The sequence below is a fragment of the Duganella sp. HH101 genome (genome assembly GCF_001758795.1).
In the GTDB taxonomy this organism is placed as follows: domain Bacteria; phylum Pseudomonadota; class Gammaproteobacteria; order Burkholderiales; family Burkholderiaceae_D; genus Rugamonas; species Rugamonas rivuli.
The window spans coordinates 293,892-320,674 of record NZ_LRON01000001.1 but is presented as its reverse complement, the minus strand read 5'-3'; the positions used below and the strand labels follow the sequence as shown (position 1 = coordinate 320,674).

At 66.7% G+C, this 26,783-nt stretch carries 20 protein-coding genes; 19 read left to right on the top strand and 1 reads right to left on the bottom strand.

The window, feature by feature from the left end:
* Nucleotides 1-12 precede the first annotated feature (12 nt).
* The 18 genes from DUGA2_RS01250 to DUGA2_RS01165 all read left to right on the top strand — a co-directional run bounded on the left by DUGA2_RS01250 (nt 13) and on the right by DUGA2_RS01165 (nt 22,441).
* The gene (locus DUGA2_RS01250) at nt 13-1,572 is read left to right on the top strand and encodes a phage tail sheath family protein (RefSeq protein WP_070266734.1); all 1,560 of its coding nucleotides are present in this window, start codon (nt 13-15) and stop codon (nt 1,570-1,572) included.
* 12 nt (nt 1,573-1,584) lie between these two features.
* Entirely contained in the window at nt 1,585-2,028 is a 444-nt protein-coding gene (locus DUGA2_RS01245) for a phage tail protein (protein ID WP_008448509.1), read from the top strand.
* 17 nt (nt 2,029-2,045) lie between these two features.
* Nucleotides 2,046-2,426 carry a hypothetical protein gene (locus tag DUGA2_RS01240; RefSeq protein WP_070267083.1) on the top strand — a complete coding sequence of 127 codons (381 nt, stop codon included), beginning with the start codon at nt 2,046-2,048 and terminating at the stop codon, nt 2,424-2,426.
* Entirely contained in the window at nt 2,423-2,602 is a 180-nt protein-coding gene (locus DUGA2_RS01235) for a DUF6760 family protein (protein WP_008448507.1), read from the top strand. The genes DUGA2_RS01240 and DUGA2_RS01235 overlap by 4 nt, the downstream gene beginning before the upstream one ends.
* A 5-nt stretch (nt 2,603-2,607) precedes the next feature.
* Entirely contained in the window at nt 2,608-3,036 is a 429-nt protein-coding gene (locus tag DUGA2_RS01230) for a phage tail protein (protein ID WP_070267082.1), read from the top strand.
* Nucleotides 3,037-3,515: 479 nt separating this feature from the next.
* Nucleotides 3,516-4,067, top strand: coding sequence for a hypothetical protein (locus tag DUGA2_RS01225; protein WP_141753153.1), 552 nt, complete (start codon nt 3,516-3,518; stop codon nt 4,065-4,067).
* Between the two features lie 11 nt (nt 4,068-4,078).
* Entirely contained in the window at nt 4,079-4,777 is a 699-nt protein-coding gene (locus DUGA2_RS01220; protein ID WP_070266730.1) for a LysM peptidoglycan-binding domain-containing protein, read from the top strand.
* Nucleotides 4,755-5,867 carry a phage late control D family protein gene (locus DUGA2_RS01215; RefSeq protein WP_070266729.1) on the top strand — a complete coding sequence of 371 codons (1,113 nt, stop codon included), beginning with the start codon at nt 4,755-4,757 and terminating at the stop codon, nt 5,865-5,867. The genes DUGA2_RS01220 and DUGA2_RS01215 overlap by 23 nt, the downstream gene beginning before the upstream one ends.
* On the top strand, nt 5,864-6,499 hold the full coding sequence (locus DUGA2_RS01210; protein WP_008448500.1) for a phage baseplate assembly protein V: 636 nt from the start codon (nt 5,864-5,866) through the stop codon (nt 6,497-6,499). Before DUGA2_RS01215 ends, DUGA2_RS01210 begins: the two co-directional genes overlap by 4 nt.
* Before the next feature lie 10 nt (nt 6,500-6,509).
* Nucleotides 6,510-6,806: a PAAR domain-containing protein gene (locus DUGA2_RS01205; protein ID WP_070266727.1), complete on the top strand. Its 297-nt coding sequence runs from the start codon at nt 6,510-6,512 to the stop codon at nt 6,804-6,806.
* 19 nt (nt 6,807-6,825) lie between these two features.
* On the top strand, nt 6,826-7,236 hold the full coding sequence (locus DUGA2_RS01200) for a GPW/gp25 family protein (RefSeq protein WP_070266725.1): 411 nt from the start codon (nt 6,826-6,828) through the stop codon (nt 7,234-7,236).
* Nucleotides 7,233-12,224 carry a hypothetical protein gene (locus DUGA2_RS01195; RefSeq protein WP_141753152.1) on the top strand — a complete coding sequence of 1,664 codons (4,992 nt, stop codon included), beginning with the start codon at nt 7,233-7,235 and terminating at the stop codon, nt 12,222-12,224. Before DUGA2_RS01200 ends, DUGA2_RS01195 begins: the two co-directional genes overlap by 4 nt.
* Nucleotides 12,221-14,134 carry a putative baseplate assembly protein gene (locus tag DUGA2_RS01190; RefSeq protein ID WP_070266721.1) on the top strand — a complete coding sequence of 638 codons (1,914 nt, stop codon included), beginning with the start codon at nt 12,221-12,223 and terminating at the stop codon, nt 14,132-14,134. Before DUGA2_RS01195 ends, DUGA2_RS01190 begins: the two co-directional genes overlap by 4 nt.
* Entirely contained in the window at nt 14,131-16,221 is a 2,091-nt protein-coding gene (locus DUGA2_RS01185; protein WP_070266719.1) for a phage tail protein, read from the top strand. The genes DUGA2_RS01190 and DUGA2_RS01185 overlap by 4 nt, the downstream gene beginning before the upstream one ends.
* A 40-nt stretch (nt 16,222-16,261) precedes the next feature.
* Nucleotides 16,262-17,743, top strand: a complete 1,482-nt coding sequence (locus DUGA2_RS01180; RefSeq protein ID WP_070266717.1) for a hypothetical protein — start codon at nt 16,262-16,264, stop codon at nt 17,741-17,743.
* A complete protein-coding gene (locus DUGA2_RS01175; RefSeq protein WP_070266713.1) occupies nt 17,740-18,603 on the top strand; it encodes a hypothetical protein in 864 nt (287 codons plus the stop codon). Before DUGA2_RS01180 ends, DUGA2_RS01175 begins: the two co-directional genes overlap by 4 nt.
* 11 nt (nt 18,604-18,614) lie before the next feature.
* Nucleotides 18,615-21,866: a DUF4157 domain-containing protein gene (locus DUGA2_RS01170; RefSeq protein WP_070266711.1), complete on the top strand. Its 3,252-nt coding sequence runs from the start codon at nt 18,615-18,617 to the stop codon at nt 21,864-21,866.
* A complete protein-coding gene (locus DUGA2_RS01165) occupies nt 21,863-22,441 on the top strand; it encodes a GAD-like domain-containing protein (protein ID WP_070266709.1) in 579 nt (192 codons plus the stop codon). Before DUGA2_RS01170 ends, DUGA2_RS01165 begins: the two co-directional genes overlap by 4 nt.
* An 18-nt stretch (nt 22,442-22,459) precedes the next feature.
* On the opposite strand, the gene DUGA2_RS01160 is transcribed toward DUGA2_RS01165, so the two are convergent.
* Entirely contained in the window at nt 22,460-23,065 is a 606-nt protein-coding gene (locus DUGA2_RS01160; protein WP_229214560.1) for a response regulator transcription factor, read from the bottom strand.
* Nucleotides 23,066-23,558: 493 nt separating this feature from the next.
* Here DUGA2_RS01160 and DUGA2_RS01155 point away from each other — a divergent pair, with 493 nt between their 5' ends.
* The gene (locus DUGA2_RS01155; protein ID WP_070266704.1) at nt 23,559-26,777 is read left to right on the top strand and encodes a di-heme oxidoredictase family protein; all 3,219 of its coding nucleotides are present in this window, start codon (nt 23,559-23,561) and stop codon (nt 26,775-26,777) included.
* Nucleotides 26,778-26,783 lie beyond the last annotated feature (6 nt).

Below are 26,783 nucleotides of genomic sequence, written 5' to 3'. Positions count from 1 at the left end.
TGGAGAACGATCATGCCTGAATACCTGACTCCCGGCGTCTACATCGAAGAAATCGAACGCGGCCCGCGTCCCATCGAGGGCGTGCCGACCAGCACCGCCGCCTTCCTCGGCGAGACCGAACGGGGCGCCATCAAACCGCGCCTCGTCACCAGCTACAAGGAATACCAGCGCTGGTACGGCGGCACCTTCGGCGACAGCAAGTTCATGCCCTACACCGTCAGCGGCTTTTTCGAGAACGGCGGCAAGCGCCTGTACGTGTGCCGCATCGTCGGCGAAAACGCCACGCCGGCCGAGGCCACCTTCGGCCAGTTCCTGGTGCGGGCGTCCGGCGCTGGCTCCTGGGGCAAACGGGTCTGGGCGCGCATCGACGACAGCACGACCAAGCGGCCCGATGCCGGCGGCACGCCGGTCGCCGTGGGCTTCCGGCTGCGCTTCGCCTTCTGGGCCAATCCGCCGGCCAATTTCCAGCCTTTCGATCCCATCGCCGAGCCGCTGCGGCTGCCCCGGCCCGCGCTGAGCGAGGACTTCGACGACCTTGTCACCGACGCCTCGTCGCCCGACTACTGGCAGAAGCGCATGCGCGACAGTTCGGCGCTGGCCGTGCTGGTGCCGGTGCCGCCGGCCGCACCGGATGCCAGGCCCGCCAACGGTTCGTCCGCGCTGTCGCAGGCGGGCGACGACGATCCCGCTCCGCTCGACGTGGCCGACTACAAGGGCGACCTGGTGCCCGGCGCGCCACGCGCCGAGCTGCAAGGCCTGGCGGCGCTGGAGCTCGATCCCTTCCGCGAGGTATCGCTGGTGTATGCGCCGGCGGCCGACAACGACACCACGGTGGCCATCATCGACCACTGCGAAAGAATGCGCTTCCGCTTCGCCGCGGTCGATGTCAGCAAGGGCGCCAGCAACGCCGGCGGCCTGGACCCGCGCACCAACGTCAAGGACAGCTCGTATGCGGCGTTCTACTACCCGTGGATCTCCATGTCCGATCCGCAGACCGGAGCGCGCAAGACGGTGCCGCCCGGGGGCCACGTGCTCGGCGTGTACGCCCGCACCGACGTCGAACGGGGCGTCTTCAAGGCGCCTGCCAACGAGACCGTGCGCGGCGCGCTGGAACTGGAGTTCGACATCAACGACAGGACGCAGGAAGTGCTCAATCCGCGCGGCGTCAACGCGGTGCGCCAGTTCCCGGGTCGCGGCATACGCATCTGGGGCGCGCGCACCCTGAGTTCCAACCCTCTATGGAAGTATGTGAGCGTGCGGCGCCTGTTCATCTTCCTGGAACGCTCGATCTACGAAGGAACGCAATGGGTGGTGTTCGAACCGAACGACATCCAGCTGTGGGACCGCGTGACCGACACGCTGCGCCTGTTCTTGCGCAGCCAGTGGCGCCAGGGGGCGCTGTTCGGCAGGACCGAGGAGCAGGCCTTCTTCGTCACCTGCAACGAGAGCACGATGACGCAGGACGACATCCTGAACGGCCGCCTGATCTGCGAGATCGGCATCGCGCCGGTCCGGCCGGCGGAGTTCGTGGTGTTCCGCATCTTCCAGAACACCGCAGAAGCACAGCGCTAACAGGAGCCCATCATGGATCGCAATGACCCGCTACGCAACTTCCGCTTCCGCCTGGAGATCGACAACATCACCCAGGCGGGCTTCAACGAAGTGGCGATCGCCGAGACCACGGTCGAAGCAGTCGACTACCGCGAAGGAACGGACCCGCCCCACATGCGCAAGCTATCGGGCTTGACCAAGTTCGGCAACATCACGCTCAAATCGGGCGTCACCTTCGGCACCAATGCGCTCGACCTGTTCAAGTGGCACAACGACGTCTCCAACGGCCTGGTGTCGGAACGCCGCAAGAAAGTGGTCATCGTCGTCAAGGACGAATCGGGCGCCGACCGCGCGCGTTTCGTCATCAGCGAGGCGTGGCCGGTCAAGTACGACCCGAGCGATCTCAGTGCCAAGGGCAACGAGGTCTTCATCGAAGTGCTTGAACTGTGCAACGAGGGCATCGAGCGCGTCAAATAACCACCATGGAGAGCGTCATGAACGACCATGTCCGTCCCGGTTTTGCGACCGAAGTGGATTTCCACCTGCCGAAAGGCTATGTGGACGCCGGCGGTACCCTGCACCGCCACGGCGTGATGCGCCTGGCGACAGCGGCCGACGAGATCCTGCCGCTGCGCGATCCGCGCGTGCAGCAGAACGAGGCCTACCTGATCGTCATCGTGCTGGCGCGGGTGCTGACTCGGCTCGGCACCTTGACCGACATCGACACCAGCACCATCGAAGGGTTGTACGCCTCGGACCTGGCCTACCTGCAGCAGCTGTACGAGCGGCTCAACGCGCCGGGAGAACTAGAAGGCGACGAGGCCGCGCCAGCCGGACGGTCCATGCACGGGATGAGCGCATCGGGGGGAGCATGAAGGCCTATCCCGTCAAATCGCTGTACGAGGAGATGGCCTTCATCGCGATGCACTTTCATTGGTCACACAGCGATTTGATGCAGCTTGAGCACCGGGAGCGGCGCCGCTGGTGCCGCGAGATTTCGGCCATCAACCGTGCCCAGTCGGGCCGGCCGGCCAACCCTTTTGACGTTTGACCGCCATGGCTACCCGAACCGATCCCCTGCGCGGCTTCCGCTTCCTCGTCGAAATCGACGGCATAGCGGTGGGCGGCTTCCTGCGTGCCAAGGGCCTGGTGCGCGAGGTGAAGTACGAGTCGCAGCGCGAGGGCGGCGTGAATCATTACGAGCACAAGCTGTTCACCCAGGTTACGCATCCGGCGGTGGTGCTGGAGCGCGGCCTGGCCCTGGACCAGCTGTGGAACTGGGCCTCCGACGTGTCCGAAGGCCGCATCGTGCGCAAGACGATCTCGGTGCGCCTGCTCGACGAGCGTGGCGGCAAGGGCTGGACCTGGCATGTGGACCATGCCTTCCCGGTCAAGTGGTCGAGCGCCGACCTGGACGCCAACTCGTCGCAGGTGCTGATGGAGAGCGTGGAGTTCGCCCATCATGGGCTGAGGAAGGGAAGCTGATGAAACTGGGGATGCGTGACTCGGCGCGAAAACTGGCGCAGGCGTTGAAACGCTGCGACTGGAGGAAGGCGCGTACGCCCTTCCCCGCACGCGCCTTCCTCCGCCAGCGCGGCGTTCCGGCGGGCGACCGTTGGGGCGCTCAGCGGCTGCAATGGCGGCGTGCCGCGCAGCTGCCGATGGCACTGGCGCCTGCCGTTGCCGCCGCCCGGCCCTACAGCGCCGCCGCGACGCAGCACTGGTCGACACATATTCATCTGCACCTCGCCGCGCCGGCCATGGCGGCGCGATTGAAAACCTCATCCGGCCGGGAGCCCGGCTATGCATCCCGCGCGGCGCGCAACGTCGGCGCCAATGCTACAACATACAGCGTCGCGGCACCGCAGGCCTTCGCAGCGCAGCCGCTCGCCAGGCTCACCGCTCCGCGGATCGGCGGGCTATCCACGGCGCGCTCTCAGCGTGCCCGGATCGTGGCGCCGGCAGTGTCACCGGGCGTTCGCCCCGGCGGATCGGCAGGAATCGCATCGGCATCGGCACTGGCGACACCTAAGCGTGCCGCCGCCACGCACATGGCCTTTACGGCGCGACGTCCGGAATTGCTGGCTGTACGGCCCGCCGGCATCGCCCAGCCGGCACCCAACGCTACACTGAACTGGCGGCGCGGCGCGGCGCCGTTCAAGACGGCGACGCAGCAAAGCCATGCTGCCGAGCCGGGTGTACATGCCGCGCCGCCGTCGGCGGCGGCGCTGTGGCAGCCACAATCGCCGGCGCTGGTCTGGCGCAGACAGCCGGCCACGCAGACGGATAGCGGCGGCGATGCCTTGGCGGATGGCGCGGAAGTCAGCGGCCAGGCCGCAACGGCACGCAAGGCCGCGCCGCCGCAAGCCGTCCCGGTCGCGCCCACCGCCAGCGCGATCGCCGCACAACTGCGCGCCGCCCAGCTGGACCCCGTACTGACCGACCGCCTGGCAACCGAAGTGATACGCCGGGTTGAGCGCAGCTTGCGCATCGCGCGCGAACGGCGCGGCTACTGAAGGACGACACCATGGCACAGGCACAACTCAAAAAAGCGACCATCACGGTGCTCGATGGCGACGACAAGGACAAAGTGATCAGCGTCCTGTTCAATCCATCCGAATACAGCTTCGAGCGGTCGAACAGCTACAAGGCCACACCGGTGCCCGGTTTGAGCTCGCCCATCCTCCAATTCGTCAACGGCGAAGCGGACCAGCTGTCGATGGAGCTGTTCCTGGACGACTACACCGATCCGGAAGGCCCGACTTCGCGCGAACGCAAGGAACAGAATCCGGTGATGACGCGTCTGCGCGACCTGAGCAAGCTGCTGCTGGTAGACAGCAAGATCCATGCGCCGTCGCCGGTGCGCTTCAACTGGGGGCCGATGGAATTCACCGCCATCATCGAAAAACTGAGCCGCAAAGTCACCATGTTCCAGCCCGACGGCACGCCGGCGCGCGCCACGCTGTCCGTCACGTTCAAGGAATACCGCACCCTCAAGCAGCAGGTGGAATCGCCGCGCCGCGAATCGGCCGACAAGAGCAAGCGCCGCGTCGTCGTCGGGCGCGATCGCCTGTGGTTGCTGGCGGCGCGCGAGTACAACGACCCGAATGAATGGCTGCGGATCGCCGAGGCCAATGATCTCGATGACCCGCGCGAAATCGCCCCCGGCGACTGGCTCGAACTGCCACCGATGGAGAATCCAAATGGATCTCGCAACACTGTCTAGCCGCTATGGCGACTTCTATGTGCCGGCATTCGCGGTCCGCGTGGCGCGCGACGACCTGGTGCGCGATACGCTGGTCGCCGTCAGCCAGGTCGAGGTGGACATGATGCTGGGCGGTGCGGCGCATTTCAGCTTCACCGTGGTCAACGCCTACAGCATCGAAATGCGCGCATTCGTCACGGGGCGCAACCGCAAGCTGCTCGACATCCTGACCTTCGGCGCCGAAGTCGATGTCTGCATGGGCTACGGCGATGCCCGGGCGACGCCGCTCGTGCTGAGCGGCGTGATCACCGAGATATCCACCAACTTCCCGGATGCGGGCACGCCGGAGCTGGTGGTATCGGGCTACGATCATGCCTTCCCGCTCACCACCGGCAAGAACTCCCGCACCTGGTCGAAGGCGCGCGACAGCGACGCCGTGCAGGATATCGCCAGCTACCACAACCTGATGACGGACCTCTCGCCCACCAAGGAGCGGCGGCCGCAGATCGAACAAAACCAGGAGAGCGACTTCGAGTTCCTGAAAAAGCTGGCCGACGCCAATCACTACGAGCTGTTCGTCGATGCGCAGAAGGTGCTGCACTTCCACCCGCCCCACGACAAAGGCGACGCCGTGGTGCGGCTGGCTTGGGGCGAAGGCCTGATCAGCTTCAAGCCGGAGGCCAACCTGGCCCGCCAGGTCGCCAAGGTCGAGATTTTCGGCTGGGATCCCAAGCGCAAGGAGAAGATCGTCGGCGTGGCGCAGGCAGGCCAGGAATCTGGCCTGGAGGCCAAGGGCCGCAGCGGCGGCCAGCAACTGAAGTCCTTCGTGCGCGACAGCTCCAAGCAGCCTGCCCTGCGCCTGCGCCAGCCGGTGTTCAGCCAGGCGGAGGCCAACCAGCTGGCCAAGGCCACGCTCGACGAACGCGCCAAGGAGTTCCTCACCGGCGAGGCGGAGGCGATAGGCCTGCCCGAGCTGCGCCCCGACCGCAACGTCTTCCTCGACCGGCTGGGCGATCCGTTCTCGAAGACCTACTACATCCAGCAGGCCAACCACAAAATCGATTCCGGCGGCTACCGCACGCGCTTCAAGGTCAAGGAGACCGGCTTATGAACCTCATGGAAGTGCCGCGCGAAGCGGAGAGCGAATCCGGCGGCAACGTCAAGGGCGTGGCGATCGGCGTGGTGACGCAGAACGACGACCCGGAAGGACTGTGCCGCGTAAAGGTCAGCTATCCGTGGCATGAGCAGCCGCGCGAGAGCTACTGGGCGCGACTGGCCTCGCCAATGGCGGGCAAGCAGCGCGGCCTGGTGCTGATCCCCGAGATCGGCGACGAGGTGCTGCTGGCCTTCGAACGCGATGACCTGCGCTTCCCTTTCGTGCTTGGCGCGCTGTGGAACGGCAAGGACCAGCCGCCTGTGGCCAACAGCGACGGCAAGAACGACCAGCGCCTGTTCAAGTCGCGCAAGGGCCACCAGCTGATGTTCGATGACGGCTCCAAGGGTGTGGTCGAGCTGTCCCTCAACGACGGCAAGAAGCTGCGGCTGGACGACGACGGCATGCGCTTCGACGATGGCAAGGGCAACCGCTTCACTGTGGACAGCAACGGCGGCGCGTTGACCATCGAATCGACGGGCAAGCTGACGATCAAGGCGACGTCGGTCTCAATACAGGCCAGCGGCGGCCTCGATATCAAGGCCGGCGCGGTCATGAGCCTGAACGGCTCTGTGATCAAGCTTAACTAGGGAGGCGGCAATGGGACAGGCAGCGGCACGCGTAGGCGACAACACCAGCCATGGCACGCCCCTGGGTCCGGGCCCGGGATGCCCGACGGTGCTGATCGGCGGCCGGCCTGCGTGGCGGGCCGGCTCCGATACCCATGTCTGCCCGCTGTCGGACGGTCCCAAGCCGCACGTGGGCGGCGTGGTCGCGGTGGGCAGCGTGACGGTGCTGATCGGCGGCCTGCCGGCGGCGCGCATGGGCGACGCCATTGTCGAAGCGGGCGCCCCCAATCCGATCGCCGCCGGTGCGCCGACGGTATTGATCGGCTAGACGAGTAAGGGAGACAGCCATGGACGAGCACAAGGACTTCCTGGGACGCGGATGGGCGATGCCGGTGGCGCTGGACCCGCATACCGGCCGCCTCGCGGTGGCGGAGTTCGAAGACGACATCCGCCAGTCTATCCTGATCATCCTGGAAACCGCGCCGGGCGAGCGCTTGATGCATCCCGACTTCGGCTGCGGCATCCATGAACTGGTGTTCAGCGCCGTCGATTCCACATCCCTGCAGAGGGTGCGCTCGGTGGTGGAGGAAGCGCTGCGCCAGTTCGAGCCACGGATAGACGTGCTGTCGGTCGTCGCCGATATGGACAGCGGGACCGACGGCCTGCTGACGGTGGAAATCGAATACCGCGTGCGCAAGACCAACCAGACCGGCAACCTGGTATTCCCGTTCTACTTCCGTGAAGGAGGACGGGCATGAGCGCGCGGCGCCCGCCGGGGTTGGACCCGCGCCGCGAAAGCGAGTTCCGGCGGCAGCTGCTTGAACGCGCGCGACAATGGATACCCGCCTGGGCGATGGACGAGAACCATCCCGACTTCGCGCAGGCGCTGCTGGCGGTTGCCGCGCGCTTCCAGGGCGAGGTCGCGGAGCGGCTCGACAAGGGCGGCGACAAGATGGCGCTGGGGTTCCTGGATTGGCTGGCCGTGCGCGGGCAGGCGGCGGTGCCGGCGCGCATGCCGGTGGTATTCAAGCTGGCCGACAAGGCGGCAGCCATCGACGCCCCCGCCCCTGTCCAGCTGACTGTCGACGCAGGCGGCACGCAAGTGGTGTTCGAGACCGAGAGCAGCGTCAGGCTGCTGCCGGCCAGCCTGCAGATGGTGGTCGCCGCCGACAGCGCGAAGGACGAATACTATTTGCCGCCGCCCGGCCTGTCCAGCCTCGAACCGCTGGAGCCGCTGCCGACCGAATGGACATTGCGCAGCTTTGCGGCGCCCGGCAGCACTACCTTGCAGCTCGATCCGCCGCTGGGACTGAAGGCGGAGATGGTGCTGGACCTGGATGGCCAGGAGTTCCGCATCGTCAGCGTCAACGAGGATCTGGTCGGCATCGATCCGCCGATCCCGGCATCCGTGCAGTTCGAACCGGCCACCACGCGGGTGCGCAAGGTCGGTGCGTTCGACCCGTTCAACCAACGCACCCGCAACCGGCAAAGCCACGCGCTGTACCTGGGGCACTCCGACCTGCTCAATATAGCCTCGGAGGCCGTCATCAAGATCGCGGCCCTGTCGGCGCTGGGCAACGACGTTCAGTGGCACTACTGGGGCATGACGCCGAATGCCGCAGCGCCGGCGTGGCTGCCGTTCGAGCCGGGTTCCAACGCGGACGCGCTGCGCAAACCGAGAGGCTCGATGGAGGAACTCCAGATCGGAGCGCTGACGTCACGCTGGATACGCGCCAGCATCGCCAAGGTGCAGCCGCCGGCCCACGCGCTGAGCTACGAAACCATCGAGCTGCTGGTCAACCCGGCCGACTTGACGGGAGCTTGCACGGCGCCCGGCGGCGGCGTTATCGATGTCGAAGGCGTGGTCGCCATGGCCAACACCACGCCGCTGGAACTGAAAACCACCAGTTTCCCGCTGGGCCGCGAGCCGCGCCAGTTCGACGCCTTCTATCTTGGCTCGGACGAGGCATTTTCCAAGCACGGTGCGAAGGTCCGCGTCTGCGTCGACATGGCGGATCCCTCGTTCATATGCTTCGCCGCGCTGCGGGCTGGCGACAAAGCCAATCAACTGCTGGCGGGCGTGGCCCAGGACGGCCACCTGCATTTGCTCAGCTTCACGCCCTCGAATGGACGGCTGCTGCCCTACCGCGAGCCCTTGCAACCGCCGTCGCCCATGTCGTTTGGGCAGCCGGCGGAAGGCCTGCCGGTCGCGCTGGATGCGCCGGCCACATTCCGGCCGGCCTTGTGGTCCCAGGCCAACCCTCTGTTCGGCCGCGACGTCACCATCGCCGTCAGCGCGGGCGCGTCGGTGTGGGCCTGGCGCGAGATCGGGTTCATCCCTTCCTTCAGCGGCTGGACTTCGCTGGGTACGGTGAACGCCACGCCCGGAATCGGCGCCATCCAGGGACTCGTCTATCTCGCCGCCGGCGCCGCCGGGAATCTGTTTGCGCTGCTTGACGGCGCGCTTTACGTGCGCGACCCGAACGGCAGCGGCACGTCATGGGCGCCGGTGCCAGTGGACCGCGCGGGCACGCCCGTCAAGCTGGAGCAGATCGCACCGGTCATCACCCATGACGGCGACCTTGGTGTGGGCACCATGGCGGAAGGACTGCTGGCAGTGGGCGTCGACCGCAATGTCTACTCGATAGTCCTGGTGGCGGCGCCGGCGGGCCTGGCCGGCCACGCCACTGTCCTGTTCACCCAGGCCTTGCCCAGCGTGGCGCCTGCGGGCCTGCGCCGGGATGACGCCAAGCTGCTGGTGGTCGCTGCGTGCGAAACGGGACCGGGCCACCAGTTGCTGCGGGCATACCTGCAAGGCACCATCATCGACGCCCATCTTGAGGACGGCGCCACCATCCTTCCCTGCGCGATCGATGTCAACCAAAGTTCCGGCCAGTTGGGATTTGCCGCCTCGCTGCAGCTGTCCGGCGGCGCCTCCGCCATCGGGTGGTGGTCCTCAGACGATGGGCCGCTGCCGGAAGGCTTGCTTGTCACCACCGTCCCCGACGGACTGGGTACCGCGGCGGGATCGCCTACGCTGCTGGCGCAGCACATCGTAGTGCCGGCCAGGTCTGGCCAGGTCCTGGTGGCGCAGTTCAATCTGGCCCTCCGGCGAACATTCTTCACCTATCTGGCGTGCGCCGTGGTGACGCCGCTGTCCGACCAAAGGCTGGCAAAAGACGACCGCATCGCGATCACCATCGGCGCGGGCGCATACGCGCTGCGCAAGATACTCGTCGACGACATCAACAACGACCGCGAAATGATGTACGTCATGGATGACAAGTTCGGCGCACTGCAAGTGGGCGACGATCTGCTGGTCTATCGCACATCGACAGCCGGACTGGCGGCAACGGTGTCGTCCACGATAGACAAGATAGACCTCCCCGCAACCGATACGCAGACGGCAATGGGGGATATCCTGGCGGTTGACGACAATGTGACCATCGACCTGTACATCGTCACCGACGTCACGGCCGGCGTGGCGACGCTGGACCGCGACATGAACGCAGCCTCCGGCGACGGCATCGCCTACTGGCGTCCCGAGCCTGCCATCGGCAAGGCGCGCCCGCTGATGAAACTGAACCCCACCACCAACGGCAACTGGGACGCCACCTTGCTCGACCGGACCCTGCTGACCTTCCCCGATGCGACCCCGTTGCTACAGCATGGCACCGCCTTTGCCACGGATGCCGGTCGGCCGACGTTGGTCGTACTGGAGAAGGAATTCACGGCCGTACCGACTCCGGCCAAGTTCATCGTCGACGGCTCCATCGACAAGTGGAGCAGCCAGCCGGAAGATATCGGCACCAATCCGGAGCTGTCCTGGGAATACTGGAACGGCAGCGCGTGGTGGAAGCTCAGCGGCCTGACCGACGGCACCGGGAACCTGAAGCGCAGCGGTGCGATCCGCTTCGACATACCGGCCGACATGCAGTCCACCGACTGGGCCGGCACGACCAGCCATTGGATACGCGCCCGCCTGATCGGCGGCGACTATGGCCAGCCACGCACGGTGGTCAAGACTGTCCCCGGCCCCAACGGCACGGTCGAGCAGACCGTCCAGCGCTTCCCCGACGAAGTCAATGCGCCGCAGGTTTTGCGGCTGCGCGTGCAATACGCCGTCAACACGCCGGTCGCGCCGACCTATGTCCTCACCGCCGACGGCGGCGCCCTGCGCGACCAGAGCGACGCCAATAGCACGGACGGCGCGCTGGTGACGATCTTTACCCCGCTGGCCGACGCGCTGCCTGCCGCCACAGGCGCCAGCGCCGGCGCGGAGCCGGTGCGCGCGCTGTATCTGGGCTTCAGCGGCGCACTGGCCGGCCAGCCGGTCAACCTGCTGGCACTGGTCGAGCGCGAACAGCAGCTGGGCGCCTTCGCGCCGATGCGCATCGAAGCACTCAGCGGCGAACACTTCATCCCCGTTGCTGCGGAAGACAGCACGCGTGCCCTGGGCGAAAGCGGCTTGCTGTCGCTCAGCCTCTCGCTGCCGACCGTCACCGCCGCGCTGTTCGGCCGGCCCCTGTGCTGGCTGCGGCTGTCGCCGTCGCAGCACGCGTCGGCGGACGGATGGACCCCGGCGCTGCGCGGGCTGTATCTCAATGCCGTCTGGGCGCGCGCCAGCGAGACCATGACACGCGAACGGCTCGGCAGCTCGACCGGCGCACCCGGCCAGGCCTTCCTGCTGGCTCGTCCACCAGTGCTGCACGCCTCGCTGGAACTGCGCGTGCGCGAACCGCTCAGCATCGAAGAACGGGAGGCGCTGCTGCGCGCCGACCGGGCCAGCGTGGTCAGCGACGTCGCCTCCGACCTGCCCGGCCATTGGGTACGCTGGCGCCAGGTCGCCGATGTGGACGATGCCGGCCCGCTCGACCGGGTCTACGCGCTGGACGAGGCCAGCGGCGAGGTTCGCTTCGGCGACGCCGTGCATGGTGCGATTCCGCCCATCGGCCGCGACGCCATCGTGGCGTTCTCCTATCGCCGCACCGAAGCCGGCGCGCAGCCGGATGCCGTCCCTGCAAACGGCATCGCCCCCCGTACCAGCCTGAATCTGGTGACGCCGCTCGAAGGCGTGGAGGCTGCCTTCGCGGCGGACCAGTCGGCGGGCGGCTCGCCGCCGGAGTCCACCGAACGGGTGCGGCGATTCGCATCGGCGCGGCTGCGCCACCGTGGACGCGTAGTGACACTGCCGGACTTTGAAGCCTACGCACTGCAATCGTCACCGGACATCGCCCAGGCGCGGGCCTGGTCCGACGGCGGCGTGCGCCTGCTGATCGCCATGCGAGGCAAGGAGGTGCTGCCCAGCCAGGCGGTGAAGCGTGAGCTGCGCCGCGCCCTGCTCGCGGTGGCGGCGCCGCACATGGCCGTCGGGCAGGCGTTGCGCATCGAGGGGCCCGTGCTGCGGCGGTTGAGAATTTCCGTCGCGCTGACGGTGGAAACGCTGGCTGGCAGCGGCCAACTGGCCGACTACGTCAAGGCCACGCTGTCGGCGTTCTTCGACCCGGCGCTCGGAGGCCTGGGACGGCAAGGCTGGCCGCTGGGCGCGGATCCGGCCGAAGACGATATCGCACTGGCGTTGCTCGACGCGCCGGGCCTGGAAGGTCTGGACAGCATCGTCTTCGAGGAGATCAAGGACGACGGCAGCGCCGTGATCTGGCCGCACACGGTACGCAGAAACGAACTGGTGGTGCTGGACCAGGATGGCGTGCGGATCGACTTCATCATCATGGAGGCCGAACTATGATCGCGCTGGCACCCGACTATTTCGACCGCCGTTTCGACGACCTGATGGAGATCGGCCGGTCACGCCTGCCGGGCATGGCCCCAGGCTGGACCGACTACAACCTGCACGATCCCGGCATCACGCTGCTGGAGCTGATGGCCTGGGTCACGGAGGCGCAGTTGTACGCCTTGTCGCGCATGCGGCGCGATGAACGCACGGCCTACGCCGCGCTGTTGGGACTGGGGCCGCGCGGGCCGTTGCCCGCCCATGGGTTCATCTGGCCGGAAGCCGGGCCAGCGCGCTACACGCGCAGCCTGGCGATAGACGCCGGCGCCGTGGTTGTGCCGGAGCAGTCGGGCAACCCGGCCTATCGCTCGGTCTACAGGCAACTGTGGCTGGCGGCGGTCATTCGCGCGGTGCGCACCATCGGCGCCGACGGTAAGGTGCGCGACCATACCGCCACCAACGAACGTGCCAACGTTGTGTTCCTCCCGTTCGGCGACAGTGCCGGGTCCAACGATGTGCTGTCCATCGACATCGCCTGCCCTGCCGGCGGCGGCCTGTTTCCGGAGCGGCGCAGCGACGCCGAGCGCGCCTTCCTGATCGTCGGCGTGCGGGCCGACGCCACCTCGGGCGAGGACGGTGCGGCCGCGGCCCCGGTGCCGCTGCAGATCGCACTCAACGACGGCGCCGCGCGCCATAGCCTGCGGTTGGTCGACGATACCAGCGCCGGATTCACAAGCACGGGCGTGCTGGTGCTCGACGTATCAGGTGTCGCCGGTTCCCCGGCCGCGTTCGCGCTGGAGTTCCGTGCACCCGGAGGCTTCCCGAGACCGCCACGCGTCAGCCGTATTGCGTTGAACGTCATGCCAGTGCGCCAGGGCAGCCTGATAGAACAGGAGCTGCACATCGCCACGGGACTGCCGGACCAGGTGCTCAAGCTTCAGCAGCAGGGCCTTGAGTTCGCGGCCGGCGCCGAAGCGGTCAAGGTGCAGATCGAACAAGACGGCCTGCTGCGCACCTGGTCGCAGCGCAGTCGACTCGACGATGCCGGTCCGCGCGACTCGGTGTACGTCCTCGATCCGCTACAGGCCACCATCACGTTCGGCAACGGCATCAACGGCAGCCTGCCGCCGCCCGGCGCCCAGATATTGCTGACCTATGTAGTCTGCGACGGCGTCGAAGGCAACGCCATGCGCAACCAGCGCTGGAAGGTAAAGGGTTTCGACGGCGTTTACGGCCTCAATCCGGACCCAATGCTGGGTGGCCTCAATGGTTTCGACCGTGCCGACCAACGGCGCGAAGCGCGTCGCCGTGTGCGCGACGAACATGCGCTGGTGACGGCATCGGATCTGGAGGCCGCCGCCCTGGCGCTGCCAGCGCTGGAGGTCGCGCGCGCGCTGGTTCCCGCCGCTCCATCCGGGCCGCAAGCGGATAGAGGCATCGCCAATCTGGTGGCGATGCGTCTGCGCATAGGCGGCGTCGAACCGGATGAGACGCCGGAAACCGCCCGATGGCTGCGCGCAGTGCAGCGCGCGCTGGCGCCGCGCCTGCCGCTGGGCCGGCGCCTTCAGGTGCAAGCGCCCCGTTACGTGCCGTTCCATATCGCGCTGGAAGTCGAGGCCATGGCCGGGTACCGGGAGACCGTGGTCGAAACGGCGATCAAGTCCACGCTGCAGGACCGCCTGGCTTTGACCGCCAGGCAGCCGGGCGGCATGCAGCGCGACCTGGGCCTGGGTGTCACCCAGCGCGACCTGACGGCGTGGATACGCAAGGTTGAAGGTGTCGCCCGCATCCTGTCGCTCAAGCTGTTCGACGCGGACAACCACGCCATTGCCACAGTCGCGGTGCCCCGCCTCGGCCTGCCGAAATTCGTCCTCAAAGACAGCGTCGTAACGGTGCGCCGGCCGGCGCCAGGGAGTACGAGATGAGCGCGAATCTTCAACGCCGCTACCGCTTTGAAACCGCCGGGCAGTGGACCGCCGGCCTGGGCGCGCGCGTCGATGGCCAGGCCATGAACACGACGGGCGCTGTGGCTCCATTTGCCCCGTACGGCGAAGTGCCTGTGCTGTTCGCGTCCAGGGGTGCGTTTGCACCGGCGTCCACGCGCTACGGGCGCGTGCTCTGGCGAGCAGCCGACTGCAAGCTGCTGCGCCTCGATCCCGGCGACGACGGCGTCCATATGCTGTCCGCGCCCTCCGCACCAGACGCGGTGCGCCGCATGGCGGCCACCCACGACAATCTTTGGGTGGCCGGCGGCACGCCGCCACAGCTGCGCTGCCACGATAGCGAAGACCTGGCCCGGCGCTTCGTTACCGACCTCGCCGGAATGAACCTCATCGATTTCGCGTCAGACGGATGCGATGGCGTCTGGGCGCTGGCGCTGTCAGCCAGTGGCGATGGGCCGCCCTGCTGCATCCATATCGACTGCGCGGGCTACGAGGCAGGCCGCTTCGCGATCGCCGATGCACCAGCGCCTACCCAGCTTGCATGGCTTGCGCGCGCCGAACGCCTGTTCGTGCTGGCGGCTGGCGGCAAGCGCCTGACTGCCTACGCCCCTGGACTATCGGAACCGCTGTTCGCCATCGACATCGACCGCGTGCGCCCCTGCTTCACCGTGACCTGCGTGGGCAGCGACATACGCTCACGCCTGGTGCTTGCCGGTCTCGAACACAGCGCCTGGGGTGGTGGGGCTACCGCGTTGACGCTGGACGCCGACGGCCAGGCCCTGCATACGCTGCCCTTGCCTGCACCTGCCACCGGCCTGCACGCCGCGGCCGACGCCCTGCTTGTCACCACGATGGACGGACTGCTGCGCTACCCGCTGGACGCCAACAACGGCGGTGCGTCGGAGAGCCGCTGCGATTTCATCACGCCGGTGCTGCAATCCCCGGTCAACGAAAATCCCCGTCGCTGGCTGCGGGTGGAGGCACTTGCCAAGCTGCCGCCGGGCAGCAGTATGGAGATCAGCTATGCCGCCACGAGCGACCCGCAAGTGCAGGAGCAGGCCGTCCGCATCGCCGCCGACCGCAGCCTGACTGCGGGGCAGCGGCTGGCGCGCTTGCGCGAATATCTGCCGGCTTGGCACGCGCCGATTGTATTCCAGGGCACGGATGCCGACACCGACGGCCCGCTTGCCGTGCCTTTGTTCGACGTGCACGAGCCATGGCTGTGGGTCGGCGTCACACTGGTCGCCGCTCCCGCTTCCGCGCTGCCGCGCCTCACCCGGCTCGACGTGCTCTATCCGGGCCTGACGCTGATGGAATACCTGCCGCAGGTCTACCAGCGCGCGGAGGCGGAGTCGGGCAACTTCCTGCGCGCCCTGGTGGGGGTGCTCGAAACCGGCACCCAGGAACAGGACCAACGCATCGCCGCCATGGGCAGCATGATCGCGCCCGACACAGCACCGGCTGAATGGCTGGACTATGTCGCCCGCTGGCTGGACCTGCCATGGGACGACGCACTGGAAATCGACCAGAAGCGCTGCTTGCTCGCCAGCGCCGACAGCCTTGCCGGTGGCCGCGGCACCCGCGCAGGACTGGAAGCGCTGCTGGCGGCGCTGCTGCCCGGAACACCGTCGCCCTACAGCGTTGTCGATCGCAGCGCGCAATACGGCTTTATGGCGCTGGGCGGCGCGACCTTGCCGGCATTGCTAGCGGGCTTGCCGGCATCGGCGATGGCGCTGAACCGCAAGGCCATCCTGGGCCGCGGGCGCCTGACCTGCCCGGACGCACCGCCCGACGACACCGCGTGGCTGGCCGGCCAGGTAAAGATCGCCGTCACCGCGACGGCGGCGCAGCGGGCCGCGTGGGAGCCGTGGCTGGCCGCGCTGGTCGGCGCCATGTTGCCGGCCACCGTGAGGCTGGTGCTGGAATGGCGCAGCGCCGCCGCGCGCTGGCTGGACGACCGCCTGGTCGGCGGTTATGTGCTGAATGAAGCGCCGGCGCCGCACCTGGGCACCGACGCAGTCACCGGGCTGGCCCGCCTGGGCGGAACCGGCGGGCCGGAATTGCGATGAGCAGTCCTCAAGAACAAGCCACACTGGAAGAGGTGAAAATATGAGTACCAATAGGACTACTACCTGGAGCACGGCCAAGCAAGGCTGCAAGCCGCAACCGGAACCCTGCTGCGAGCACGACTGCACCTCGGGCACCAGGAACCGCTACTTCCTCAACAAGCACATAACGCCGGATGTCTGGCAGGTCGAGCAGGACTACCAGATCGGGCGGCGGCGGCTGGTCAACCGCGCGGTGCACGGCTGGGGCGTGGTGTACGGCTATCCGGTGACGATGGCGGCCGGCGCGGCATGCGGCGGCGCCACCGACCAGGCCCCTGCCGGCATTAAGGTGGGCGCCGGCCTGGCGTTCGACCGCATGGGACGGGAACTGGTGCAGACGGATCAGATAACCGTGTCGCTCGACGACATGCTGGAGCTGCCGGGCAGCGAGGGCGAAGACGACAGCTACCTGCTGCGCGTGCACTATGCCGAGCAGCTATTGGCGCCGGTGTCGGTCAAGGACTCCTGCAGCTGCGAGCGGCAGCAGTGGGACCGCGTCTGCGAGACGGTGCGCTATTCGCTGCAAAGGGTGCCGCGTTCCGCATGCTGCGACCCGCACCCGTGCGAACTCGATTGCAGTTGCGCCGCCTGCTGCACCGGGCACGAGACGCGCGCCGGCGGCCGGGAAGACGACGACAACGGCGTTCGCGCCGGCGCCGCGCGCTGCCTGTGCGACCACCTCACGGAGCTGTCGCCCGGGGCGGAGTGCAGCGGACTGACCGAAGTATCCAAGCGCGTTCGGGTCGACCTGCATAACGGCGTGGCGCTGGCCTGCCTCTCGCTGCAGCAGGACGAATGCGGCAAATGGCATATCGCGGAAGTCATCGACGCCTGCGGTCCGCGCAGGCTGGTCAAGCGCAACGACCTGCTGTTCGACCTGATACGCGGCTGCGACCTGACCCGCATCAGCGAAATCAGCTGGGCCGAGTGGCATCGTTCGCGGGAGCGTATCGCGTGGGATGAATTCGACAGCTTCTTCGATACCCAGCGCAGCGAGCAAGGCGGCTGCGAGACCGACTTCGTGGTCCGCTTCACGCGGCCGGTACGCATCGACACGTTGACGGCGGACTGCTTCAGCATGACCTTCCTGATACGGCAGCGCGAAGGCGGCTGGCTGATACCGATGCGCGCGCCCATCGTGCGTGTCATCTACGGCGAGATATCGGGCGATGAGGAAGAGCTGGCCCAGCGCGCGTCGCTGGTGGTGGGCTGGGGCTGGGTCTGCGACGCGTTGCGCGGCCTGGAGACCGAGTTCGAACGCCCCGGCGTCACCGTCGAAATGGAGATCTACGGCGACTTCATCCTCGACTGCAACGGCCAGGCACTGGACGCGGATGCGCGCGGCCGCTCGCCTGGCCCCAGCGGCAACGGCACGCCGGGCGGCACGTTCCGCTCCAGCTTCCAACTGGACGCCAAGCCACTACGGCCCGATCCCGACGCGGCACAACCACAGAACACCGTTCAAGGAGGTAATCTGTCATGAACCAGAAATCCATCATCGGCACGCAAAAGGCGCAGTCCACGCTGGTCCGTCCGCAGTACAGCCCAGGCTTGCTGCTGAACGACGATGATCTCAGCCAGGCGGTCGACTACACGCGCGATTTGAACCGCATGTTGTTCCGCGCCTTGCTGGGCTGCGGCGTGGTCTGCGGCCTGGTGGTCAAGGCGGTCAAGTCGACCGGCACCTGCGGCGCGCTGCAGGTCAGCGTCGATCCCGGCCTGGCCCTCGATTGCCATGGCGACCCGTTGCACCTGCCCGCCGCCTGCACGGTCAACATCGATCCCTGCGTCGTCCTGTCCTCGCCGTTATGGGTCATGGCACGCCGCTACGACAAGCATTGCGCGCCGCGCGGCACCGAGTGCTCGCCTTGCGACGATGCCACGACGGTCTGCACCCGTATCCGCGACAGCATCGAAATCGCCGTCGTCAACGCGCTGCCCGGCTGCTCCTGCGGCTGCACCGAGGCCGCTCCCGCAACGTCCACCGACACCGACGCCACAAAAGACGGTACCGGCGGCGGCGCCAAAGCCAAGACTGCGGCGGCAGCGGCGGGAACGACCGACGGCGGCGGAAAATCCAAGGCAGCGGCGGCAGCCGCGCCGGCTCCGGGCAACAGCAGCCAGCCCGCTGCCAGCTCGCCCGACGATCCCTGCTACAAGGATCACTATGCCGGCACTTGCGCCGCCTGCTGCAACGACTGCGGCTGCGAATGGGTGCTGCTGGCCCGTCTTACCTCATTGGCCGACGGCAGCTGGAAGCCCGACCATTCGGTGCGGCGTTTCATTCGTCCGCTGCTGCTGGCCGATCCGCAGCCAGCCCTGGACAAAGCGGCTAACTCCTGATGTGAGGCGAAATGAGGCCAGAGCGCATTGCGGCCCGCGCGCCGGTAACGGAACGCCGCCCTGTGGTGGCGGCCTTGTCGCGCCAGGCCGGCGCGGTGCGCTCGCCCGCAATGGCCCTGCGCCAGCGGCTCGGCAACCAGGGCACGCAAACGCTGATTGCCCGTTCGGCCATCCCCGCCGTCACCAGCAGCGGCAGCGGCCCGGCCATCCAATGCCTGACCGCCGTCACCGCGCCCAACGACCCGTCTGAAGTCGAAGCCCACGCCGTCGCCGCCAAGGTGATGCGGATGTCCGCGCCCGAGCCGTCGGCGGCGATAGGCGGCGCGGCGCATGGCGTGGTGCAGCGGTCTCCGGCGGGCCCTGGTGCGCCCGCGCCTGTCAGCGTGCAGACCGGCGGCGGTGCGCCGCTGCCTGCGGGCGTGCGCAGCTTCATGGAACCGCGCTTCGGCGCGGATTTCAGCAAGGTGCGCATTCACACCGGCGCGGATGCAGCCAGGCAGAGCGCCCGCCTCAACGCCAATGCCTTTGCACTCGGCCAGAACATCTATTTCGGCGCCGGCCAGTACCAGCCAGATACGCCGGCCGGCAAGGCGCTGATCGCCCACGAGCTGACCCACACCATCCAGCAGGGCGCATCGCCGCAGGCGGCTGTGGCGCCGCGCAGCGAGGCGCCTGCGGTATCCTCGCAGCCCGGCCCGCGCGTGCAGCGCGACTTCCTCGGCATCCCCAGTCCGCGCGACTACTTCGCCGGCAAGGCCAGCGCCATTCCCGGCTTTACCATGCTGACCGTGGTGATCGGCTTCAACCCGATCAACAATGCGCGGGTCGAGCGCAGCGCCGGCAACATCCTGCGCGGCGCCATCGAGCTGATACCCGGCGGCTTCGTGATCACCGAGGCGCTCAACAACCACGGCATATTCGACAAGGTCAGTGCCTGGGCTTCCGAGCAGTTCCAGACCATCAAGGACATCGGCGCCAGCATCTGGCAGGACATCGAGAACTTCATCGACGGCTTCTCGGTGCTGGACCTGCGCCACCCGGGCAAGCTGTGGGATCGCGCCAAGGCCATCGTCACCCGTCCCATCGACCGCATCATCGCGTTTGCGCGCATGCTCAAGGACGGCATCGTCAACCTGATCAAGGAAGCCATCCTCAAACCCATCGGCGCGTTTGCGCGCACCACCAGCGGCTATCCCCTGCTCTGCACCATCATGGGCAAGGATCCGATCACCGGCGAGAGCGTGCCGCAGGACCCGATCGCGCTGCTGGGCGGCTTCATGAAGTTCATCGGCGAGGAGGAAATCTGGAACAACATGCAAAAGGCGAATGCGATTCCGCGCGCCTTTGCCTGGTTTAACGGCGCGCTGGCGGCGCTGCGCGGCTTCCTCAACGAGATCCCCGGCCTGTTCGTGGCGGCCTTCAAGGCATTGGAGGTAATCGACATCCTGCTGATCCCGCGCGCCTTCCTCAAACTCGCCAAGGTGTTCGGCAACTTCGCCGGACGCTTCATCAGCTGGGGCGCGGAGGCGGCCTGGAATCTGCTGGAGATCATCTTCGATGTCGTCAGTCCCGGCGCGCTGGCCTACATCAAGAAGACCGGCGCCGCGCTGAAGAGCATACTGAAAAATCCGCTGCCCTTCGTCGGCAACCTGGTCAAGGCGGCCAAGCTGGGCTTCATCAACTTCGGCGCCAACTTCCTCGTCCATCTGAAGGCCGGCCTGATCGACTGGCTCACCGGCTCGCTGCCGGGCATCTACATCCCCAAGGCCTTCTCGCTGGGCGAGATCGCCAAGTTCGCCTTCTCGGTGCTGGGCCTGAGCTGGGCCAACATCCGGCAAAAACTGGTGAAAGCCACCAGCGAGCCGGTGGTCAAGACGCTGGAGACCACCTTCGACATCGTGGTGACGCTGGTGCGCGAAGGACCGGGTGCGGCGTGGGAGAAAATCAAGGAGCAGCTGTCCAACCTGAAGGACATGGTCATCGGCGGCATCACCGATTTCGTGGTCGACATGGTGGTGCAGAAGGCGATACCGAAGATGATCGCGATGTTCATCCCGGGCGCGGGCTTCATCTCGGCCATCCTGTCCATCTACGACACGGTGATGGTCTTCGTGAACAAGATCTCCAGGATCATCCAGGTGGTCACGGGCTTCATCGACTCCATCGTCAACATCGCCGCCGGCAATATCGGATCGGCGGCCACCAAGGTGGAGACCACGCTGGCCGGGCTGCTGTCGCTGGCGATCAACTTCCTGGCCGGATTTGCGGGGATGGGCAAGGTGGCCGACAAGATCATGGCCGTGTTCAACAAGATCCGCGCGCCTATCGACAAGGCGATCGACTGGCTGGTCAACTGGATCGTCACCGCCGCCAAGAAACTCGGCAAGATGGTGGTGCAGGCCGGCGTGCCCGCCGATCCCAAAGAGCGTTTCAAGCTCGGCATGGATGCGGCGGAAAAAGCCGCGAATCGCTTTGCCGGCAAGGCCGTTGGCAAGCTGGTGCTGTCGCCTCTTCTTTACGGCATCAAGGCCAGGTATGGCTTCCAGGTGCTCGACGTGGTGGCGACAGGCAAAACCTGGTCCATCCAGGGCGTGCTCAACCCCACCGGCACGCGGCCGACCAGGGTGACAGTCGCCAAGAACGACGCCGCGCCCGGCACCAAGGCCTTGAAAATGCCGGCCATGAGCATCAGCTTCAGCGTCAAGAAGTCGCTGCAGGTAGATCCCGTGACCAAGGCCGACCTGCTCACCGAGTACAAGACGCAACTGTCGCAACAGGAAGGCGCGCTGCGGCAGATGAAGATCGCCACCTGGTTGACCAACATCGCCAAGTTCTACGGCGACCCGGGCAAAGGCATAGCCAAGGAGGGCCGCAGCGTCAAAGGCGACAGCAGGGCCAAGCAGATCAGGCTCACATTGGTTGCCAACAAGGCCGCCGAACTGATGGCCAAGGACAAGAAACTCAGCGAGAGCGCCGCCACGGCCGCCGCTATGGCACACTACAAGGACGTCGCTGTGCTGCACTTGCTGGACCAGGGCGGCGGCGGCGAGGGCACGACGTTTGTCGGCGATGACGTCAAGAAAAAGAATCCCGCCGCGAGCGACGAAGTCCACCTCGGCAACGCCAGGATCGACTATTCGATCGGCGCCGCCTGGCCGACGCGGGCGCGTGAGCTCAAGAAAAATATCGAGGACATCGTCGACCCGGCCGCCTTCCCGGTCGAGACCATGAATGTAACGCTGAAAGCGGACCCCACAAAATGACCACCATCACCGACCTGCCGGCCTTCAGTAAAGCCCACAAGCGGCAGCGCAGCTACCAGCCCTGCCCTGCCGAGACCATCGCCAAATACCGGGGGCGCCTTCCCGATGTACTGGTTGACAGCTGGCAGGAACACGGCTTCCAGGAGTTTTCGGACGGCTTCCTGTGGACCGTCAATCCGGACGACTACCGCGACGTGATCGCCAACTTCGTGCACGGCTACCAGATCGACGATCTCGACGTGATATTGCGCACCGGCTTGGGCGACATGATCGTCTCCCACAAGGGCAAGCTGTTCTATTTTTCGGTCGTGACGATGGTCAGCATGCCCTTGCCCGACAGCCTGGAGCCCGTGCTGGGCTTGCACCTGAGCCAGCCGGCATTGGTGAACGGCATCTTCTTCCTGTCGATGTACAAGAAAGCGCTGAAGCGTCTGGGGCCGCCGGCCGAGGACGAGGTCTATGCGCTCGTGCCGGCGCCGGCTATCGGTGGAGAAGTCGCGGCCGATCATCTGCAAAAAGCCAAGCTCAGGGTCTACCTGGATTATCTGGCCCAGTTGCAGTCGCGAGAGGACTGACGCCCCCGGCGGCGGCGGTCAGCCGGCGCGGCCGCCCTGCTTGGCCGACGGCGCCAGCCACGGCGCCTCGCGCACGCGCCGCATCGCCTGCGCGCGGCCGTGCAGTTGCAGTTTTTCCAGCAGGTTGTGGACATGGTGCTTGACGGTCGCCACGCTGATGCACAGCTCGCGGGCGATCTCCTTGTTCGAGCGGGCCTCGCCGATCAGGCGCAGCACTTCGGCTTCGCGCCTGGTCAGCGCAGGATCCTGGTCCGCAGGCAGGCGAGCAGATGCCGCAGGCGTGTCTTCCATTCGAAACAAGGCGCGCAGCAGGCCGCTGGAAATCTCCGCCGAGCACGACAGGCGGCCCGCCACCACATCGGTCAGCGCGTCGTACAGCGCGTCGACCGGGGTGGCGCGCGCGACGTAGCCGGTAAAGCCGGCGCGGCCGCATCGGATGACTTCTTGCCGCTGCTCGGTGAGGCCCAGCGCGACCAATGCCACGGCGGGATATTGCGCGGCCAGCGCGCGCACGTCGTACAAGTCCATGCCCTGGGTGACGTCGATCAGCACCAGGTCGGTGGCGGTGGAGTCGAGCATGCTGCGCAGCAAGGGAAATTCGTCGACCACGGCAATGACGTGCATTTGGGGAAACCGGCTCAGGCAGGCATGTAATCCATCGCCCAGTATGCGAATAGGCGTCAACACGATGATGTTCATGGATGTCCAGTGATCGGGAAATACCGCTTGAAAAGGCAAAAACCGAACTTTAATCTTATCACGGCGATAAGACGAGAAGCCGTAGTAAATCAACAATCTAGGCGATATTGCATTGCGCTCATCATTTCGTAGCGCACCTGCTACAGTCGGCTGAAATGCTTTCACCCAGAGCAAGCACGAATCAAAAAATCTCGCAACTGCCGGACCCAACAGTGCGCAAACGCACGCTTGACAGGTCTGATGACTCAAGATATCTTCACAACTATTGCCCTATCGAAAGTTTTACTAAAACTCAATCCGGGCAAGATGTCGCCGCTCCAGCACCCAAGTAACTACGCAACAACCCGATCGGAAAGCCACGGCTGGGCGTGGAAACGCTTCCACACCCAGCACCCGCCATCACGAACAAGGACGTACTATGAACAAACGTAGCAGGAATCTTGCGGCACAGGGCTGGCCCCTGGCCCTGGCGCTCACGCTGGCCGCATGCGGCGGCGGCGGCGACCAAGCCGCCGCGCCGCAAAGCGCGCGCATGCTGGGCGCGATGAAGGTCCAGGGCGGCGCCGCGCAGCCGGCGGCGCAGTCGGCGGAAGTGGCGCTGACGCCGCTCGGCGCCACCGCCAGTTCTTCCGAACGGGGCGACCTGTCGGCCGCCGCCGCCATCGACCACAACGATACGACCCGCTGGGGCAGCGGCTTCGCCGACGACCAATACCTGACGCTGGACTTCGGCACATCCCAGCCGATTACCCGCGTCCACATCGAGTGGGAAAACGCCCACGCCACCCAGTACCTGCTGCAGGTCTCGGACGACAACGCGACCTGGACCACGATCAAGACCGTGGACAACAGCCAGGGCGGCAGCGAAGACTGGACCGGCCTGAGCGGCCAGGGCCGCTACCTGCGCATGAAGGGCATCAAGCGCTCGACCAACTACGGCTATTCGATCTTCGAGATCCAGGCCTTCTCCGGCACGCCGGTGACGGCGCCGCCTGAAACGCCGCCGGTGGACAATCCGCCGCCGGTCGTCATCGATCCGGGCCAGCCCGGCGTGGCGATCAGGCCGGTCGCCGCGACTTCTTCGCAGGTCGAAAACGGCGGCCTGTCGGCTTCGATGGCCATCGACGGCAAGGCCGCCACCCGCTGGGCCAGCACCGCCGAAGACGGCGCCTGGATACAGTTCGACTTCGGCGTCAAAACCCAGGTCGGCTACATGAAGCTGCTGTGGGAAAACGCGTACGGCAAGCAATACTCGCTGCGCGTGTCGAACGACGGCCAGACCTGGTCGCAGGTGCGCTACGTCAGCGCCGGCCAGGGCGGCACCGAAGAGTTCTACAACCTCGGCATCAACGCCCGCTACATCCGCCTGCAAGGCGTAGCCCGCGCCACCCAGTACGGCTACTCGCTGTACGAAGTGGAATTCAAGACACCCGGCAGCGACAACACGCTGGCCGGCAGCGCCACCTCGCCGCTGAAGTATCCCGCCAGCGGCGCCGGCTGGGCGCCCTTGCCCGCCGCCGCGCAGCCGCTGGAAACGCTGCAGTTCACCCTGCCCGACGGCACGCTGGTGACGCGCTTCGGCGCGCGCGGCCTGGCCCGCCACGGCCGCGAACGGGGCGAGGACTGGAACGAGATCGGCTACGGCCCCAACGAGACGGTCGATCCCGCCACCGGCCTGCCGGTCGACAAGGGCCCGGGCAACTACCTGACCTTCGTGTCGAACTACTTCAAGAACCGCAGCTGGGGCGTGGAGATTATCGACAACAGCCGCGTGCCGGGCGTGACCAAGCCTACGCTGATCGTCAACCAGTACACCACGGTCGACTTCCTGCCGGGCGGCGTCGCCTTCTTCCGCGGCTTCGACCGGCCTGGCGTCACCGGCTACGGCTGGATGGCGCCGGGCGAGCTGGTGGACCGCAACGTGACGATCTGCAAGCCGGTGGCCTACCCTGCCGCCGGCAAGCTGGCCAGCGCCGACGGCTTGAACAACGCCTGCACCCTGCGCATCAAGGATTATCCGGGCCACGGCGACCTCGACGCCAACGGTATGCCGAACGGTAAGGACGTGAAAGCGCGTCCGCTGGTCGCGGGTGACATCATCGAAGTCTCGCCGTCGATGTTCTCCACCACCGCATCGATGACCGCCAACGGCGACACCGGCGGCATCCGCTACTACTCCTACGAGTGGATCTATGTGGTCGGCGCGGGCCTCAAGCCGTGGTATGGCGTGCAGCCGCGTTTGAATTCGGTGCCGCTGCCTGAGGAAACGCTGTCCGGCGGCCAGGGCTCGGTGTCGTACAACTACTCGGACAACGGCGCCTTCATGTTCCAGCAGCCGCATAACAACATCGGCATGCAGAATATGCAGCGCTTCGTCGAAGGCCGCCGCCTGGTGCATACCAACTTCACCACCGGCGATCACAATGAACCGGGCAACGACCGCTACGCAGCGGCCGTGGGCTTGCAGGGACAGCGCTTCAACCAGTCCGCCTGTATCGCCTGCCACGTCAACAACGGCCGCAGCCCGGCGCCCATCGCCGTCAACCAGAAGCTCGACGCCATGTCGATCCGGGTAGCGAGCACCAACGCGCAAGGCCAGCAAGTGCCGCACGCGCAGTACGGTACCGCGGTGCAGATGAACGCCTTCTCGGCCGGCGGCGCGCCGCAAAACTGGGGCAACACGGTCAGCGTGGGTGGCTTCGAATCGCGCACCGTCAAGCTGGCCGACGGCAGCGCCGTCGAACTGCGCAAGCCGACGCTGGCCTTCGAAGGTCCGGTGCCGGACATCTGGTCGCTGCGCGCAGCCCAGCCGATGATAGGCACCGGCCTGCTGGAAGCCGTGCCGGAAGCGGACATCATCGCCCGCGCCCGCACCGCGCCCGATGCGGACGGCGTGATCGGCGTGGCCAACTATGTGTACGAACCGGAGACCGGCGCCGTGCGTCTGGGCCGCTTCGGCTGGAAGGCCGCCAAGGCCACGCTGCGCCACCAGGCCAGCGAGGCGCTGCTGCTGGATATGTCGGTGACGTCGCCGGTCTATCCCAACCGCGCCTGCGCCACCGGCCCCGCCGGCTGCGCGGCCGGCGGCACGCAGAAAGGCATCACGGAAGCGGACCTGCAATCGATCTCGCGTTATCTGTCGCTGGTGGCCGTGCCGGCCCAGCGCAGTATTCCGAGCGGCTTCCCGAAAGGCGTGGCGCCGCTGGATGAACACCGTGTCGACGCACAGCAGGTCGCGGCAGGCTCCAAGCTGTTCCAGGGCATGCGCTGCGTGGCCTGCCACACCGCCGAGATGAAAACCGGTTCGGGCCATCTGTTCGCGGAGCTGCGCAACCAGACCATCCGTCCCTACTCCGACCTGCTGCTGCACGATATGGGCGCGGGCCTGGCGGACAAGTTCGCCGAGGGCCAGGCCAAGGGTGGCATGTGGCGCACATCGCCGCTGTGGGGCCTGGGCTACACGGACAAGGTGATGGGCAACAGCAGCAAGGTCGGCTACCTGCACGACGGCCGCGCGCGCAACCTCACGGAAGCCATCATGTGGCACGCCGGCGAGGCCGACAAATCGCGCCAGCGCTTCGAAAATCTGTCGAAGGCCGACCGCGATGCGCTGCTGGCGTTCCTGAAGTCCCTCTAATCGCGG

Coding starts and splice junctions, on each gene's coding strand:
- DUGA2_RS01160 (WP_229214560.1), bottom strand. CDS start 23,065: ATGCACGTCATTGCCGTGGTCGACGAATTTCCCTTGCTGCGCAGCATG.
- DUGA2_RS01165 (WP_070266709.1), top strand. CDS start 21,863: ATGACCACCATCACCGACCTGCCGGCCTTCAGTAAAGCCCACAAGCGG.
- DUGA2_RS01205 (WP_070266727.1), top strand. CDS start 6,510: ATGGGACAGGCAGCGGCACGCGTAGGCGACAACACCAGCCATGGCACG.
- DUGA2_RS01240 (WP_070267083.1), top strand. CDS start 2,046: ATGAACGACCATGTCCGTCCCGGTTTTGCGACCGAAGTGGATTTCCAC.
- DUGA2_RS01155 (WP_070266704.1), top strand. CDS start 23,559: ATGAACAAACGTAGCAGGAATCTTGCGGCACAGGGCTGGCCCCTGGCC.
- DUGA2_RS01195 (WP_141753152.1), top strand. CDS start 7,233: ATGAGCGCGCGGCGCCCGCCGGGGTTGGACCCGCGCCGCGAAAGCGAG.
- DUGA2_RS01245 (WP_008448509.1), top strand. CDS start 1,585: ATGGATCGCAATGACCCGCTACGCAACTTCCGCTTCCGCCTGGAGATC.
- DUGA2_RS01250 (WP_070266734.1), top strand. CDS start 13: ATGCCTGAATACCTGACTCCCGGCGTCTACATCGAAGAAATCGAACGC.
- DUGA2_RS01190 (WP_070266721.1), top strand. CDS start 12,221: ATGATCGCGCTGGCACCCGACTATTTCGACCGCCGTTTCGACGACCTG.
- DUGA2_RS01235 (WP_008448507.1), top strand. CDS start 2,423: ATGAAGGCCTATCCCGTCAAATCGCTGTACGAGGAGATGGCCTTCATC.
- DUGA2_RS01200 (WP_070266725.1), top strand. CDS start 6,826: ATGGACGAGCACAAGGACTTCCTGGGACGCGGATGGGCGATGCCGGTG.
- DUGA2_RS01175 (WP_070266713.1), top strand. CDS start 17,740: ATGAACCAGAAATCCATCATCGGCACGCAAAAGGCGCAGTCCACGCTG.
- DUGA2_RS01185 (WP_070266719.1), top strand. CDS start 14,131: ATGAGCGCGAATCTTCAACGCCGCTACCGCTTTGAAACCGCCGGGCAG.
- DUGA2_RS01180 (WP_070266717.1), top strand. CDS start 16,262: ATGAGTACCAATAGGACTACTACCTGGAGCACGGCCAAGCAAGGCTGC.
- DUGA2_RS01230 (WP_070267082.1), top strand. CDS start 2,608: ATGGCTACCCGAACCGATCCCCTGCGCGGCTTCCGCTTCCTCGTCGAA.
- DUGA2_RS01215 (WP_070266729.1), top strand. CDS start 4,755: ATGGATCTCGCAACACTGTCTAGCCGCTATGGCGACTTCTATGTGCCG.
- DUGA2_RS01220 (WP_070266730.1), top strand. CDS start 4,079: ATGGCACAGGCACAACTCAAAAAAGCGACCATCACGGTGCTCGATGGC.
- DUGA2_RS01210 (WP_008448500.1), top strand. CDS start 5,864: ATGAACCTCATGGAAGTGCCGCGCGAAGCGGAGAGCGAATCCGGCGGC.
- DUGA2_RS01170 (WP_070266711.1), top strand. CDS start 18,615: ATGAGGCCAGAGCGCATTGCGGCCCGCGCGCCGGTAACGGAACGCCGC.